Annotated in this window: 15 protein-coding genes and 1 pseudogene; 10 read left to right on the top strand and 6 right to left on the bottom strand. The window is 68.3% G+C overall.

Annotated elements, in window-relative coordinates:
* The 3 genes and pseudogenes from KBY78_RS09735 to KBY78_RS09725 form a co-directional block, all read left to right on the top strand.
* Positions 1–961: pseudogene (locus KBY78_RS09735) on the top strand (phosphonate ABC transporter); the annotation flags it as partial.
* Positions 962–972: 11 nt separating this feature from the next.
* Positions 973–1,653 (top strand): GDSL-type esterase/lipase family protein, encoded by a 681-nt coding sequence (locus KBY78_RS09730; protein WP_006170385.1) that lies wholly within the window; start codon positions 973–975, stop codon positions 1,651–1,653.
* A gap of 131 nt (positions 1,654–1,784) precedes the next feature.
* Positions 1,785–2,741, top strand: coding sequence for a sigma-70 family RNA polymerase sigma factor (locus KBY78_RS09725; RefSeq protein WP_255143422.1), 957 nt, complete (start codon positions 1,785–1,787; stop codon positions 2,739–2,741).
* Here the strand turns inward: KBY78_RS09725 and KBY78_RS09720 are convergent.
* Positions 2,659–3,456, bottom strand: coding sequence for a DUF92 domain-containing protein (locus tag KBY78_RS09720; protein WP_399215652.1), 798 nt, complete (start codon positions 3,454–3,456; stop codon positions 2,659–2,661). The two genes, KBY78_RS09725 and KBY78_RS09720, sit on opposite strands and share 83 nt — an antisense overlap.
* Before the next feature lie 113 nt (positions 3,457–3,569).
* Between KBY78_RS09720 and KBY78_RS09715 the strand changes: the two genes are divergently transcribed.
* On the top strand, positions 3,570–3,953 hold the full coding sequence (locus KBY78_RS09715) for a hypothetical protein (protein WP_255143420.1): 384 nt from the start codon (positions 3,570–3,572) through the stop codon (positions 3,951–3,953).
* 14 nt (positions 3,954–3,967) lie between these two features.
* Here the strand turns inward: KBY78_RS09715 and KBY78_RS09710 are convergent, their stop codons facing one another.
* Together KBY78_RS09710 and KBY78_RS09705 are read right to left on the bottom strand one after the other, a co-directional pair.
* Positions 3,968–4,750, bottom strand: coding sequence for a 16S rRNA (uracil(1498)-N(3))-methyltransferase (locus tag KBY78_RS09710; protein ID WP_037980124.1), 783 nt, complete (start codon positions 4,748–4,750; stop codon positions 3,968–3,970).
* Between the two features lie 8 nt (positions 4,751–4,758).
* Entirely contained in the window at positions 4,759–5,211 is a 453-nt protein-coding gene (locus KBY78_RS09705) for a DUF3531 family protein (protein ID WP_006170391.1), read from the bottom strand.
* Positions 5,212–5,295: 84 nt separating this feature from the next.
* On the opposite strand from KBY78_RS09705, the gene KBY78_RS09700 reads away from it, so the two are divergent.
* Both KBY78_RS09700 and hslO read left to right on the top strand, forming a co-directional pair.
* The gene (locus KBY78_RS09700) at positions 5,296–5,943 is read left to right on the top strand and encodes an ABC transporter ATP-binding protein (RefSeq protein WP_255143419.1); all 648 of its coding nucleotides are present in this window, start codon (positions 5,296–5,298) and stop codon (positions 5,941–5,943) included.
* Between the two features lie 19 nt (positions 5,944–5,962).
* On the top strand, positions 5,963–6,877 hold the full coding sequence (gene hslO / locus KBY78_RS09695) for an Hsp33 family molecular chaperone HslO (protein WP_006170393.1): 915 nt from the start codon (positions 5,963–5,965) through the stop codon (positions 6,875–6,877).
* On the opposite strand, the gene KBY78_RS09690 is transcribed toward hslO, so the two are convergent.
* The 3 genes from KBY78_RS09690 to KBY78_RS09680 all read right to left on the bottom strand — a co-directional run bounded on the left by KBY78_RS09690 (position 6,874) and on the right by KBY78_RS09680 (position 9,612).
* Complete coding sequence (locus KBY78_RS09690) at positions 6,874–7,563, bottom strand: CPP1-like family protein (RefSeq protein ID WP_006170394.1); 690 nt, start codon at positions 7,561–7,563, stop codon at positions 6,874–6,876. The genes hslO and KBY78_RS09690 overlap by 4 nt on opposite strands.
* A gap of 105 nt (positions 7,564–7,668) precedes the next feature.
* Positions 7,669–7,893, bottom strand: a complete 225-nt coding sequence (locus tag KBY78_RS09685; RefSeq protein ID WP_006170395.1) for a hypothetical protein — start codon at positions 7,891–7,893, stop codon at positions 7,669–7,671.
* A 60-nt stretch (positions 7,894–7,953) separates the two neighbouring features.
* Positions 7,954–9,612, bottom strand: a complete 1,659-nt coding sequence (locus tag KBY78_RS09680; RefSeq protein ID WP_255143418.1) for a peptide chain release factor 3 — start codon at positions 9,610–9,612, stop codon at positions 7,954–7,956.
* A gap of 120 nt (positions 9,613–9,732) precedes the next feature.
* Between KBY78_RS09680 and KBY78_RS09675 the strand changes: the two genes are divergently transcribed.
* From KBY78_RS09675 to KBY78_RS09660, 4 genes are all read left to right on the top strand, one after another.
* Positions 9,733–10,965, top strand: coding sequence for a serine hydrolase (locus tag KBY78_RS09675; protein WP_255143417.1), 1,233 nt, complete (start codon positions 9,733–9,735; stop codon positions 10,963–10,965).
* 150 nt (positions 10,966–11,115) lie between these two features.
* A complete protein-coding gene (gene nrdJ / locus KBY78_RS09670; RefSeq protein WP_255143423.1) occupies positions 11,116–13,440 on the top strand; it encodes a ribonucleoside-triphosphate reductase, adenosylcobalamin-dependent in 2,325 nt (774 codons plus the stop codon).
* A 50-nt stretch (positions 13,441–13,490) separates the two neighbouring features.
* Positions 13,491–13,739 (top strand): hypothetical protein, encoded by a 249-nt coding sequence (locus KBY78_RS09665; protein WP_255143415.1) that lies wholly within the window; start codon positions 13,491–13,493, stop codon positions 13,737–13,739.
* A 49-nt stretch (positions 13,740–13,788) separates the two neighbouring features.
* Entirely contained in the window at positions 13,789–14,109 is a 321-nt protein-coding gene (locus KBY78_RS09660; protein ID WP_255143414.1) for a TMEM175 family protein, read from the top strand.
* Positions 14,110–14,813: the final 704 nt, after the last annotated feature.

Raw genomic sequence — 14,813 nt, 5'->3', positions numbered from 1 at the left:
GCTGGAGTGCGCCCTGCGCAGCGCCACCCTGCTGGGGGTGTTCGGTCTTGGCCGGCTGAGCACCGACCTGCGCCTCACGCTCCAGTCGTTGCAGTTCCGTGAACTCTGGAGCGGGCTGTGGATGCTGCTGCTGGTGATGCTGGCTCTGGAGGCCATGCTTCGGGTGTTGCGTCAGCGCTGGGCGATGCCGGCCCGCTTCGGTCTGACGCGCCGCTCCGTAGGGCGTGGTGGCCGGGAGGTGGCCCTGGGCCTGTTGCTGCTGCTGCCGCTGCTGGTGCTGGTGGCCGTGGCCCTGGGGGTCAACCCGCTGCAGCTGGGGCAGCTCCAGCCCCTGCCCCCCTGGACGGCCGACTGGCCGGCGGTGGTGGCCTTGCCCTGGCCCTCGCTGATCGGCTCCACCCTCGGGCTCACCCTGCTGGCGGCCGCCCTGGCGGTGGGCAGTGCACCGTTGCTGCTGCTGCTGATGGCCCCCTGGCCCTGGGGCCGGGTGCTGATGCAGGCCGTCTGGGCCCTGGGGCGCCTCTGGCCGCCGCCGCTCACGGCCCTGCTGCTGCTGTTCGTGCTGCAACCGGGGGTGCTCACGGCCGCCCTGGCTCTGGCCTTCCACAACCTGGGCATCCTCGGGCGGCTGCTGCTGGAGGCGGAGGAGTCGGCGCCGCTGCAGGCGGAGGAGGCCCTGGCCGCCGCCGGCGCCGGGCCGCGGCTGGCCCTGCTCTATGGCCGCTTCAGTGCCCTGGCCCGCTCCTACCTGGCTTATGGCGCCTACCGCGCCGATGTGATCCTGCGCGAGACGGTGGTGGTGGGCCTGGTGGGTGCGGCCGGGCTGGGCAGCCTGCTGTTGGAGGCTCTCAGTTCCTTCGCCATCGATCAGCTGATCTCCCTGGTGGCGGTCTATGTGGTGCTGACCCTGATGGGGGAAGATCTCAGCGACCGCCTCCGCCGGCGCCTGCTGGCGGCCTGACGCCCGAGCCCATGGCCGTGACCGCGACGCCGCGCAAGCTGATCGTCCTGGGGGACAGCGGTGTGTACGGCTGGGGTGATCCTGACGGCGGCGGCTGGTGCGAGCGGCTGCGGCGCCACTGGATGGGGCTGCCCGATGGACCCGTGCTCTACAACCTCGGGGTGCGTGGTGATGGCCTGGAGCGGCTGGCGGCGCGGCTGCATGCGGAGGTGAGCTCCCGGGGTGAGCTGCGCCGTCAGGCACCCCAGGGGATCGTGATCGGCGTGGGCCTCAACGACACCGCCCGGGTCGGGCGGCCCGACGGCCGCCACCAGCTGGCGCCGGAGGCTTTTCTGTTCGGGTTGCAGCAGCTGTTGCGGGAGGCGGTGCGCCTGGCGCCGGTGCTGGTGATCGGGCTGACGCCGGTGGACGAGGCGGTGATGCCCTTCGCCGGTTGCCTCTGGTATCAGCTGGCCACCGTGCACCAGTACGAGCGCCTGCTGGAGGAGGCCTGCCTGGAGGCCGATGTGCCCTTCCTGCCCCTGCTGGAGCCTCTGCTAGAGGATCCCCACTGGAGCCGGCTGCTCAGTGCAGACGGCCTGCATCTCAATGCCGATGGCCATGGCCGGGTCTACGAGCACATGCGCCAGTGGCCGGCCCTGCTGGCCTGGGCGGGACTGGAGACGCGATTGGAGCGCACGCCGGCCCACTGAGCTCGCCGGCCTCTTCATCCATCCACCGGATCAATCACCCATCTGGGGGAGGTGGGTTCCCCGGATGGGGTGAAGCGCCGCCGGGGCCAGGCGGCAGAGGGTGGAAACACGGACCCACCGCTGTCCCCACCATGCCCGATCCACGACCCCAGCCCCACCAGGACCAGGACCTCCACAGCCGCAATGCCGAGCTGCTGCAGCGCTTTCACAGCAGCGGTGTCCACCGCCTGCGCAACCGGCTGTTGGAGCTGAATCTGCCCCTGGTGCACCAGGTGGCCGTGCGTCAGAGCGGCAGCACCAGGGTGCCGCTCGACGATCTAGTGCAGCTGGGCTGCCTCGGGCTGATCCGCGCGATCGAGGCCTTTGATCCGTCGCGCCACACCGCCCTGAGCAGCTTCGCTGTGCTTTACATCCGCGGGGAGATGCAGCACCACCTGCGTGACCACGAGCAGCCTCTGCGCTGCTCCCGTCAGCTGCGCGAGCTGCACCGGCGTGGCCAGGCCCTGCTGCAGCAGCGTCAGCATCGCCAGCTGCCTGCGCTGGGGGAGGAGGAGCTGGCTGCGGCCCTGGGCTGCTCGCCGCAACGCTGGCGCGAGGCGCTGGAGCTGCATCAGGCCCTGCGGCTGCGCAGCCTCGATGCCCCCGCCAGCGATGGGGAGGAGCGGGGCGACACGCTGCTGGAGCGCCTGCCGGCCCGGGAGCTGCCTGATCCCTGCCGCGCCGATCACGAGGGGGATTCCCTCTGCTGCGAAGGCGAGAACCAGCGCTGGCTGAAGCGCCGGCTGGAGCGGCTCGATCCCAGCCTGCGCCAGCTGATGCTGGAGCGGGTTCTCCATGGTGCGTCCTGGCGGCGGCTTGGGGTGGATCAGGGGCTGCCGGCCCGGGCCAGCCAACGGCGCTTCGATGCGCTGGTGCTGCTGTTGCGCGAAGAAATCCAGCAGTTGGTGCTGGCGCGCCAGGCCCCGCCGGTCTGGCCGGTGCGTTCGCCCGTGGTGGCCCCTGCGCTCAGAGCCCCAGCAGCGGGGCCAGCCCCATCGCCAGCAGGGCGGCGATCAAGGTCTGCAGACCGTTCACCAGTTCATTGCTGAGCCAGGCCAGACGCCCCTGCAGGGTGGCGCCGATCAGGCTCTCGATCAGTGTGGCCACCAGCCCCACTGCCGCCACCAGCAGGGCCGCGGCGGCGGTGGGCAGCAGGCCAAGGACCAGCAGAGCCGCGGCCATCACGGCGCTGCCGCCGAGGCTGGCGATGGTCCCCTCCAGGCTGATGGCCCCTTCGCTGCCCGGGGGCACCGGCCGCAGGGTGGTGATCAGCACGGTGGTGCGGCCCCAGCGTTTGCCGATCTCGCTGCCGCAGGTGTCGGCCAGCTTGGCGGCGAAGCTGGCGGCGAAGCCCAACATCAACAGCGGAGCCGGCGCGCCAGGCACGGTGGTGAGCAGGGCCAGGACGGCACCGGTGGCCGCCGAGCCCCAGACGTTCTCGGGCCCGCGCCGGCCGCCACGGCCTTCTGCCAGCCCCTGCTGCTGCTTACGCCGGATCCCGAGCCGGGTCACGGTCGAGCCCATGGCCAGGTAGAGCACCACTGCCAGCCAGCCGCGCCAGCCCAGAGAGCCCCAGAGCAGGGTGCCGAGGATTCCGGCGTGCACCCAGCCGGCCCTGGTGAGCAGCGGCAGCCGCTGGGCCAGGGCGATCAGTACGGCATTGATCACGAAGGCCAGCAGCCACTGGGTCGCAGGCGGCGGGGCGGAGGGCAAGGCGGGCAGCACGGCACACGGACGATGACCACCAGTTTCCCCGGCACCCATGGCGCTGCCGGCGCTGGCGCCGCGGCAGGCCTCTGTTGCACTCCCCTAAGGGCTGGCGGTGGCGGAGCCGCGGCGGCGGATAATCAGCCCAAACGTCCTGGCTGGCCGGCGTCATGATCTTCAAGCCCAAGGGGTTCTTTCTCAACCTCGACAAGGACGCGGACACCAAGCCGGCGGTGGTGGCACCCGTGGCCGCCAAGCCAGCAAAGCGAGCCAAGGCTGAACCGGTTGCGGCCGTAACTGCCCCTGCGGGTGCTGACGCTCCTGCCGCCGCCTCCTCGTCCTCCGCCTCCGCTGCAGCGGCCCCGGCGCTCACCACCGCCGAGGCGATCGCTGCCGAGCTGCGCCGTGAGCAGGAGAACCGCCCGGCCCCCAGCGTCGTCACCTTCTCCCCCGAGTGCCTGATCCCATCCGGCGCGCTGCCCCGGGCCCGCCGCCGCGCCGGCGCCAATCTGGGCCTGTTCAAGGAGATGGCCAGCGGCATGCTCGGCCGCTGAGCTGAGCGCCACCTTCAGGGATCGAGGCTGCCGTCCAGTGGTTTCCCTCTGGCTTCCTCCCGCCACTGCACCAGCGAGGCCAATCCCGCCACGGCCGCTGTGGAGGTGCGCAGGATGTGGGGGCCGAGGCTCACGGCCTGCCAGCCGGCTGCCTGCGCGGCCGCGCCTTCCGCTGGGCTCCAGCCTCCCTCGGCCCCGATCGCCAGCGCCACCCCATCCATGGCCCCGGCCAGTGGATCGGCTGGGGCCTGCGCCAGGGCAGTACCGAGCAACGGCAGCTCCGCCTCCCGGGTGCTGGCCAGCAGGGCCAGAGCAGCCCGTGTTTCGCCCAGGTAAGTGATCGCCTCCAGAGGCTCCAGCAGCTGCGGCAGCCAGAGGCGTTCGCACTGCTCGCAGGCCTCGCGCAGGATCGCCTGCCAGCGGGACGCCTTCCAGCTGCCGCGTCTCGCCCCGTGCTCGGCCACCAGGGGCTGGAGGCGGTCCACCCCCAGCTCGCAGGCCATGCGCACCACCACGTCGAAGTCGAGGCGGGGGATGGCCACGGCCAGCTCCAGCCAGGGGCTGGCGGCCGCCTGGCGCTGCAGGGGCTGGCCAAGAGGCTGCTCGAGGCGGGCCTGGGGGCCATCGAGCAGCACCGCACTCCAGAGCTGGCCCCAGCCGTCGACCACGGCGAAGCGCTCTCCGGGGCCGTAGCGCAGCACGCGGCTGAGGTAGCGGCTTTCCTCGGGGGCCAGGGCCAGGGTGGTGCCGGCCGCCAGCCGCTCGGGGGCGATCAGCAGGCGGCGCAGCTCACGCACCACTGGCCTCAGTTGGCGCCGTGGGGGAAGAGGGCCTCGGGCACCTCCTCCACCGGCCAGTCGTCATTGACGCCGCCGATCACGATCTCCTCGATCTCCACCACGTCGTTGTCGAGCTGACGCAGGGCGTTGATGAGCACATCGAGAGCCACCCCATCGCTGGTGCCCAGGTCGACCCAGCAGCGGCACCAGGCGTCGCGGTATTCCGGTTCACCCATGCTGTGCATCAGCGCGGGGAGAGTCGCCTCGGCGGCCTCAATGTCGTAGTGCATGGCGCTGAGGTCGATCCCCTCCTCGTGCACCTGCAGGCATTCGGCGTTGAACCCGCCCAGCTTGCCCAGGAAGAACCAGCTGTCGAACACCGTGTCGATGTATCCCTTCTCCCCCTGACCGGGGGGATTGGGGAAGCGCAACCAGATCCAGCAGTTGAACGGATCCACCTCGCGGAAGCGAATGTCCATGGGCGTTGCTCCTTCCAGCATCGACTGGTGACCCCATCAAACACGGTGGCGGCTGCTGCAAGCTGGTGCGGTCCGTGGTCCGCCATGCTGGAGCTCCGATCGATCCGCTACCACCCGGCCACCACCCCCGAGCCGGTGCTGCGCGATCTCAGCCTGACACTGCCCGTGGGCGAGCCGGTGCTGGTGGCGGGCCGCAGCGGCAGCGGCAAGAGCACCCTGCTGGAGCTGATCAGTGGGCTGGCGGAACCCAGCGGCGGCACGATTCTCTGGCAGGGCCAGCCGGTGACGGGCCGTCAGCGCCGCTGGCTGAGCGGCCTGGTGTTCCAGTTTCCCGAACGCCATTTCCTCGGCCTGAGCGTGGGCCAGGAGCTGAAGCTGGGGCAGCGCCGGCTGGGGAGCGAGCGGCTGGAGGCGGTGCTGGGCCAGGTGGGTCTGCAGGGGGTGTCGCTGCAGCAGGCGCCGGAGCGGCTCAGCGGCGGCCAGCAGCGGCGCCTGGCCCTGGCGGTGCAGCTGCTGCGTGACCCGAAGGTGCTGCTGCTGGATGAGCCCACCGCAGGGCTGGACTGGTCGGTGCGCCACGAGGTGCTGCAGCTGATCGCCCAGCTCGGCCGCCAGCGGGCTCTGCTGTTGGTCACCCATGAGCCGGAGGTGTTCCAGAGCGTGGTGAGGCAGGCCTGGCGCCTGAGCGACGGGGGCCTTCAGGCCCTGCCGGCGCTCCGTACGATGCCCTGAGTTGGCGGAGGGCGCAGCGATGCCCGATCAGTTGGTACGGGCCACGGCGGCCGATGGGGGAATCCGCCTGGTGGCGGCGCTCACGACCGTCACCAGCCGCTACGCCCGGCGGCGCCATGGCCTGTCGTATCTCACCACGGCGCTGCTGGGGCGGGCGATGACGGCGGGGTTGCTGCTGGCCAGTTCGATGAAGGTGGCCCACGGGCGGGTGAACCTGCGCATCCAGTCGGATGGCCCGCTGCGCGGGCTGATGGTGGATGCGGGCCGCGACGGCAGTGTGCGCGGCTATGTGGGCAACCCCGGCCTGGAGCTCGATCTGATCGAGGACGCCGAGGGCCTGCATCAGTTCGACTTCCGCAAGGCCACCGGCACCGGCTACCTGCATGTGGTGCGTGACCTGGGCAAGGGGGAGCCGTTCAGCAGCACGGTGGAGTTGGTGAGCGGCGGCATCGGCGACGACGTGGCCTCCTACCTGCTCCATTCCGAGCAGACCCCCTCGGCGGTGTTCGTGGGCGAGCAGATCGACAGCAGCGGCGTGCGCTGCTCCGGTGGAGTGCTGGTGCAGGTGCTGCCCAAGGCGGCGCGGGAGCCGGCGCTGGTGGCGCTGCTGGAGGAGCGTTGCCGGGAGATCACTGGCTTCAGTGCTCGCCTGGCCGCCTGCAAGGACGACCTCAAACTGCTGCTGGAAGACATCTTCCCCGACCTCGATCCCCAGCTGCTGGAGGACGCCGAGGCCCGTCAGGATGTGACCTTTCACTGCCCCTGCACCCGCCGCCGCAGCGTCAATGCCCTGCGGCTGCTGGGTGAGCAGGAGCTCGCCTCGATCCTGCAGGAAGACGGCCGCGCCGAGCTCACCTGCCACTTCTGCAACGAGGTGTATGGCGTGGAGGAAAGGGAACTGCGGGAGCTGATCGCCGAGCTATCGCTGGCCTAGGCGATCAGCAGGGCGCCGAGCAGCAACAGGATCAGGGCCGGCAGGCTCTGCACCTGATTCAGGGCCAGGGGCAGACCGAGGGGCAGGGCCGGATCGAGCCCCAGGGTGAGCAGACCTCCCAGCAGCAGGCCCACGCTGAGCAGGGCGAAGCTCCAGCCCACGGCGGCCAGGAAGCGGCCGTTTCGGCGCCTGAGGTTGACCACCGTGACGCCGGTGGCCAAGGCCAGAAGCACCTCAGCTGAGCCGGGCGGGGTGATCAGCACCAGAAGCAGCAGCAGGCCATCGGCCACCAGGGGAAACCAGCGCTCGCGCCCGTCCGCCAGGGCAATGCTGGGCATGGAGAAGCTGGGGGCCTGCAGCTTGTTGCCGCCACTGAGCTGGGGCAGGGAGGGCAGCTGGGGCAGGGAAGGCCGCGAAGGAACCCTCGCCGGCGCCGGCTTGATCTCCTCGCGCTTGGAGGCGGTGACCGCAGCGCTGCTCACCTTGCCCTGCTGCCGCTCCCGCAGCCGCTCCATCAGCACCGCGTCGTAGGCGGCCTCCACCTTGGCGCGAGCCTGGGGGTCGCCTGCGACCGCCTCCAGCTGACGCTGGCGGGCCATCTGCACCTCATCGAAGCTGGCGTCGGGGGTGACGCCAAGCCGTTCGTAGGGGCTGCCGCTGGGGGCGGGTTCAGAACCGTTGGTCATGGCCTCCGGTGCGTGGGGCTGGGTCGTGGCCCGAGCGTATCGAGGCGCGGGGCGTGTGGCTGTGCGCAGGGGTCGATTGAGACCTGCCGGCCCTGCTGCTGCGGCTCAGAACAGGGGCTCGCTGCAGTGGTAGCCCGCGTCCTGCTGCAGCTCCAGACGCCGGGCCTCCGCTTCGTCGATCGCCAGCCAGTGGCGGCTCTTGAGCAGGGGCAACTGGGGGGGCAGGTGGCTGCCTTCGCGGATTTCCACGGCTTCCTGGCTGGGCAGAAAGCGGACGTAATCAGAACCTCCATCCCTGCGGGGGCGAACCAGCCAGATCGGCTGAGGCATGGCCGTTACCTTGACCTTTCGTTGCAATTGATTCTGGCGAGGCCGGCGGCGGGCTGTGGCTCAGATCGCGATCGGTTCGACGCCGCTCACCACCGGCGCCACGGCGCTGAGCTCGAGCTCGGGGTGATCCTCCTTGAGCTGGTTGAGGTTCCACTCGTTCTTGAACAGCAGCACCGGCCGGTCCCAGGCGTCGCGCACGGTCTTGCAGTTGAAGATGCGGCCGACACTCTCCAGCGCCGGCCAGCCGCCCACCACCCAGCGCGCCACGCTGAAGCCGAGGGGCTCCAGGCGTGTGTCCACCCCGTATTCGTTCTCCAGCCGGTACTGCACCACCTCCATCTGCAGCTGGCCCACCGCCGCCAGGATCGGATCACGCTTGCTGGCGTCGGTGTCGTAGAGGATCTGCACGGCACCCTCCTCGCGCAGCTCATTGACCCCCTTGCGGAAGCTCTTGAAGGCCGAGGGGTTGGGGTTGCGCAACCAGGCGAAGATTTCCGGGCTGAAGCAGGGGATGCCCTCGTATTCCACCTTCGGGCCCACATAGAGGGTGTCGCCGATGGCGAACATGCCGGGGTTGTTCAGGCCGATCACATCGCCGGGGTAGGCGGTATCGACCACCTCGCGGTCCTGGCCGAACAGCTTCTGGGGACGGGAGAGGCGGATGGTGCGGCCGCTGCGGGCATGGCGCACGCTCATGTCCTTCTCGAAGCGGCCCGAGCAGACCCGCACGAAGGCGATGCGGTCGCGGTGACGCGGGTCCATGTTGGCCTGCAGCTTGAACACGAAGCCGCTGAACTCAGGTCGCAGCGGATCGACGGGGCCCCCATGGCTGGTCCTGGCCACGGGCCGCTGGGCCAGCTCCAGGAAGGCATCGAGGAAGGGGTGCACGCCGAAGTTGGTCATCGCCGAGCCGAAGAACACCGGGCTGAGTTCACCGGCATGGACCAGCTCAAGGTCGAGATCGGCACCGGCGCCATCGAGCAACTCCAGTTCCTCAAGGGCCTGAGCCAGGAGTTCCGGCTCCACCAGGTCGGCCAGTTCGGGGCTGCCGGCGGCCAGACGCTGCTCGGCGGCCTGACGGCCCCGTTCGGCCCGCGTGAACAGGATCACATCGCGGCTGCGGCGGTCGATCACCCCACGGAAGCGGTCGCCGCTGCCGATCGGCCAGTTCACCGGCCAGCAGGTGAGGCCCAGCTCGCTCTCGATCTCATCGATCAGCTCCAGGGGCTCCCGCCCCGGCCGGTCCATCTTGTTGATGAAGGTGAAGATCGGAATCCGCCGCATGCGGCAGACCTCGAACAGTTTGCGGGTCTGGGGCTCAAGGCCCTTGGCGGCGTCTTCGAGCATCACCGCGTTATCAGCGGCGGCCAGTGTGCGGTAGGTGTCTTCCGAGAAGTCCTGGTGGCCGGGGGTGTCGAGCAGGTTGATCGTGCTGCCGTCGTAGTCGAACTGGAGGACGGTGGAGGTGATCGAGATGCCGCGCTGCTTCTCCAGTTCCATCCAGTCGGAGGTGACCTTGCGCTGTTCGCCCTTGGCCTTCACCGCCCCGGCCTGCTGGATGGCACCGCCGTAGAGCAGCAGTTTTTCGGTGAGGGTGGTCTTGCCGGCGTCGGGGTGGGAAATGATCGCGAAATTGCGGCGCCGGGCCACGGCGTCAGCCAGGGCCTGCTGCTCGGGATCGGCGGCCTGGGCGGCCGGGGCTGAGGCTTGGGCTGTCATCCCCCCAGCCTGCCACCCCTGGTTGTGGCGAGCGGCCTGCGAAGCCGATCTAGCTTGAGGGAACCTGGGGCATTCATTATCAAACGCTTCTCGGCCCTGGCTCTCACCACCGCCCTGGTGATGAGTTCGGTGGTCTATGGCGCCGACCGACCGGCAGCAGAGACCACGGCGCCGGCAAGTGACAGGATCACGCTTGTGGAGAGCGGGCTCAGCGCCGCAACCACCAAGGCGCTCAACCAGTCCGCCAGTGCCGCCTTCGCAGAAACCAGTGCACCCGGCGCCGTGATGGCCGTGAAGACCGCCGAGGGCACCTGGGTGGCGACGCTTGGCTACGAGGACTGGGCCAGGACCGTGCCTATGGCCGCGGACGTCAACCAGCGCATCGGCAGCGTCACCAAGACCTTCACGGTGACGGCGCTGCTCCAACTGGCCGAGCGGGGCGCGCTCTCGCTCGACGACCCCATCGAGACCTACGTGCCGGGAATGCCCAACGGCAGGGCGACTCTGGCCCAGCTGGCCGAGATGCGCAGCGGCATCCCCAGCTACACCTTCAACCAGAGCTTCCAGGACGCGCTTTTCGCCGATCCCGATACTCCGTGGACGCCCCAGCAGCTCGTCGACCTTGTGAAACAGGACGCGCCGTTGTTCCCACCGGGAGAGATGGTCTTCTACTCGAACACCAACCTCGTGCTGCTGGGGATGGTGATCGAGCAAGTCACGGCCAAGCCCATCGAGACGGTGCTGGCTGAGCAGATCCTCAAGCCGCTGGGGCTCGACCACACGCTGATGCCCACCGACGCGACCTTTGCGGCGCCGCACGCCCAGGGCTACACGCTGCAGGGCGTCAAGGGCAGACAACCGGTTGATGCCACGGACTGGAACCCGTCGTGGGGGTGGACGGCCGGGGCGATGATCTCCAACCTCAACGACCTTCTGGTGTGGGGTGAAGCGCTCGGCACCGGCAAGGGGATCCTCTCGGGCGCGACCCAGGCCAAGCGCCTCGCCTCGTTCGACTTCACCATCCCGATCTACCTCGGGCCTGATGCACGGGCGCCCCAGACCCCGGCAAGGGCCTATGGCATGGGCCTCGCCCGCGCCCTCGACTGGTACGGCCATGAGGGGGAGCTGCCGGGCTTCAACACTGAGGTGCAGCACTACAAGCCGAAGGGCATCACCCTGGTGGTGATGGTGAACACCGACATCGCCTCGGGGCAGACCTGCGCGGAGGGCCAGCCGACCGTGCCCGGGAACGATGGTGTCGGCCCGTGTCAGTCCGCCGCATCGCGCATTGCCCAGGCCCTGGCGGCCGCGCTCGGCCACCCGATGGTGGAGCCGAACCCAGCCGCTCGGTAAGGCACTGCCACTGGTGGCCGCCAGCGCTTGCACCCCCTACGGGTGGCGTTATGGTTCTCGAACCTGACCACCCCCTCCGCCGTGGGCCTCACCCCAGCGCGCCCCGATCTGATCGATCCCGCTGGGACCGCGGGCCCAGGGGCTGAGGCCGTGCGCCTGCAGGGCGGCCAGATCGGTGCCAACGGCCTGCTGGAGCCCGATTTCCCGGCCACCGCCCCGGCGGCGAACCCCGTTTTTTATCGCACCTATTCCCGCCGCACCGAGGGCGGTCGCGAAAGCTGGCACCAGGTGTCCGAGCGCAATCTGGAGGGTCTGCGCCAGCTGGGCCATCTCGATGCGGCGGAGGTGGAGCTGATCCGGCGCATGCAGAAGCACCAGCAGGCCCTGCCCTCGGGGCGCTGGCTCTGGATCGGCGGCACCCCCTGGATCGAGCAGCGCCACAACTTCTCCGGTGCCTACAACTGCACCTCCACCAACCTGATCGACTGGGAAGCCTTCGGTCTGATGATGGACCTGGCGATGATGGGCTGCGGTACCGGCGCCATCATCGAGCCGCACCTGATCGAGCGCCTGCCGCTGGTGCGCAACCGGCTGGTGATGGAGAGTGTGACGCCGATCGGCCTCACCCCGGCCGGAGCGCGTCAGGAGGCCACCAGCCACACGGTGGAGGGGCAGCGGGTGGCGATCAAGGTGGGTGACACCCGCCGCGGCTGGGTTGACAGCTACCAGCTGCTGCTGGAGCTCTGCAGTGATGAGCGCTTTGACGCCGCCACGCCGATCAGCGTGAGCGTGGACCTCTCCGACGTGCGGCCGGTGGGCGAAACGCTCAAGGGTTTCGGCGGCATGGCCAATCCCGTGAAGCTGGGCGACCTCTACGGCCGCGTGGCCCAGATCCTCAACAAGGCCATCGGCCGCCGGCTCACCTCGGTGGAGTGCTGCCTGCTGATCGATGAGGCCGCCGTCACGATCGTGGCCGGCAACATCCGCCGCAGCGCCGGCATGCGCCAGTTCGCTGCCGAGGACCTCTCCGCCGCCGGCGCCAAGGAAAACCTCTGGCAGCAGGACGCCGGCGGCAACTGGAGCATCGACCCCGAGCGTGATGCTCTGCGGATGGCCAACCACACGCGGGTGTTCCACAGCCGCCCCAGCAAGGAGGTGGTGCTGGAGGCGGTGGTCAAGCAGTTCCAGAGCGGGGAAGGGGCGATCCAGTTCGCACCCGAAGCCATCGCCCGCTCCAATGCCGATCTGCTGCCCACCCCTGAGCTGCGCAGTGAGTTCATCGACATCTATGTGGATCAGGGCCGCGAGGAAGCCGGCCGCTGGCTGCAACTGCACCACCCCGAGATCACGGCCGCCGAGCTGGAGCACCGGCTCGGGCGCTACGGGCTGAATCCCTGCGGCGAGATCCTCGGCGCTGACTTCCACTGCAACCTGGCCGAGATCCACCTGAACCGGATCGATCCCGCCGACCACCAGGCCCAGGCCGATGCCTTCAAGGCCGGTGGCCTGGCGGTGGCCTGCCTGCTCAACCACGACTTCGAAGTGGAGCGCTACCGCCAGAGCCGCGCCTGGGATCCGATCGTGGGGGTGAGCTTCACCGGCCTGTTCGACTTCTTCGTGCATGCCTTCGGCACGCCCTGGCTGCGCTGGTGGGAGCAGGGCCGCCCTGAAACCGAGGCAGGCCTGGCGTTCAAGGCCCAGGAAGCGGAGTATCTGGGCCGCTGGAAGCAGATCGTGAACGAGGCGGTGTGGGACTACTGCGACCGCCATGGCCTGCGCCGCCCCAACCGTTGCACCACCGTGCAACCGGCCGGCACCAAGAGCCTGCTCACGGGCGCGAGCCCCGGCTGGCACCCGCCCAAGGCGCAGCGCTTCATCCGCCGCATCACCTTCCGCAAGAACGATCCGGTGGCCCTGGCCTGCATGGACTACGGCTACACGATCGTGCCGAGCCAATCTGACAAGGACGAGAACGGACGGCTGCTGGATGATCCCTTCGATCCCCGCTGCGGCGAATGGCTGGTGGAGATTCCCACCGAGGTGAGCTGGGCGAACATCCCCGGCGCCGATGCGGTGGAGATCAACAATTTCTCGGCCCTGGCCCAGTTCGACTTCTACATGCAGGTGCAGAAGCACTACACGGCCCACAACACCTCCGCCACGGTGGAATTCCGCGAGAACGAGATCGAAGGGCTGGCCGAAGCGATCCACCAGGCGATCGATGGCGGTGAGGGTTACATCTCGGCGGCGCTGCTGGCCCGCTTCGATGCCAATGCCACCTTCCCGCGGCTGCCGTTCGAGCCGATCGACCAGGCCACCTACACCCGCCTGCAGCAGGAGGTGGTTGCCCGCCGCCGCACGGCTGATTTCTTCGAGGCGCTGCAGCGTTACGACCAGGGTGAACTGGTGGAAGCTGGTCCTGCCGGTTGCGATTCCGACAAGTGCCTGCTGCCCCTGGCCAAGCCAGCCCCATGAGTATTTGCAGCCGGCGCCATGCGGGTTTAGAGGCTCCATGGGCGGGCCTGGTGATCAGCCTGCTGTCCTTGGTTCTGCCTGTCCTCCCGGCTCGGTCCAGCAGCGATCTCAACCCCGATATCGAGAAGATGTGCCAAGGCCTGGCGGTGATCAACACCGAACTGGGGGCCACAGCCGCACCGGGTTCACCGATGGGCAAGCGCATGCAAACCGAGCTGTCGCTCTCCCAGGCTCAATATGGCGCGCTGTGGTCGCTGATGAAGCTCACCAATACGAGCACCTGTTCATCGTTGTACTGATATAGCCGGAGTTCAACCATGGGTCGCGGCCGCCTCGAAGCTTTCAGTGATGGGGGTGTTCTGGGCCAATCTGCATCTGCTCTTCTGGTTGGCGCTGGTTCCCTTCGCGACCCGCTGGATCGGCGAAAACCACTACGCCGCCCTGCCAACGGCGGTCTACGGCCTCAACCTGCTGCTGGCCGCCGTGGCCTACTGGATCCTGCAGCAGGCGATCATCAGCAACGAAGGGAAGAACTCCCTGCTGCTCTATGCCCTTGCCGTGCTCGCTGCCTTCGCAGCACCATGGCTGGCGCAAGCGGTGTATGTGCTGGTGGCCTTGATCTGGATCATCCCCGATCGGCGCATCGAGCAGGCCCTGCTGGAGGAGTGAGTTGATGATTAGGTCAACGGACTGCATCGCTGTGAACAGTTGGTTCACTGGTCAGAGAACCACTGCTCCCGTTTTGATACCGGTGTGCAAAACTCAGACCTCATCAGGGGTTCGTGGCATCACCGAGGCTGGTTAGCAAGTGGTTCACGGAATGGGGGAGACAGTGGCGGGTGGTTCCCGGAACCATCCAATGACAAGTTAGGCGCATGCCATCGCCACCGGTGATATGCTTGTCGAGCATGGTGGCTGCGCCATCTTGCGTGCTGGATGGTGTAAGGAAACACACCGCGAAAGCGGAGTCTAGAGGAGGTTCGATTCCTCCTCCCAGAATTTGAACTACTACAACTCTTGATTCGCCCCTCGAGAAGTCCTTCAAAGATTTACAAGTATCACGTAGAGAATCTGCGTGAGATTGAAAAGGCTCTAGATAGTGTTGCGCGCTTAGCTAAGCAAGAGATTGCCCAAAGCGATTCTCATCGGACGCTTAATTCACTCCTCATGCTATATACATTCCTGATAGGTGCTTGGGCGGAGTGTAGGCTAAAAAAGCTTTTGCATGAACAGTTTGGTTTTAGCGAAGGGGGGTCTCCAGTTCGCTACAGTAGACACCAGATGTAGCGTCTTGCCTTTTTCTCACGCCCTTCGCCATGGCCGGTTCACCACGTTGATCTGGATCTCTTTTGGTGAACTGTCACTGCTGGGGG

This window comes from Synechococcus sp. EJ6-Ellesmere, from assembly GCF_024345875.1.
In the GTDB taxonomy this organism is placed as follows: domain Bacteria; phylum Cyanobacteriota; class Cyanobacteriia; order PCC-6307; family Cyanobiaceae; genus Regnicoccus_A; species Regnicoccus_A antarcticus.
The sequence above is the reverse complement of the archived record's forward strand: the minus strand, read 5'-3'. Positions and strand labels throughout refer to the sequence as shown.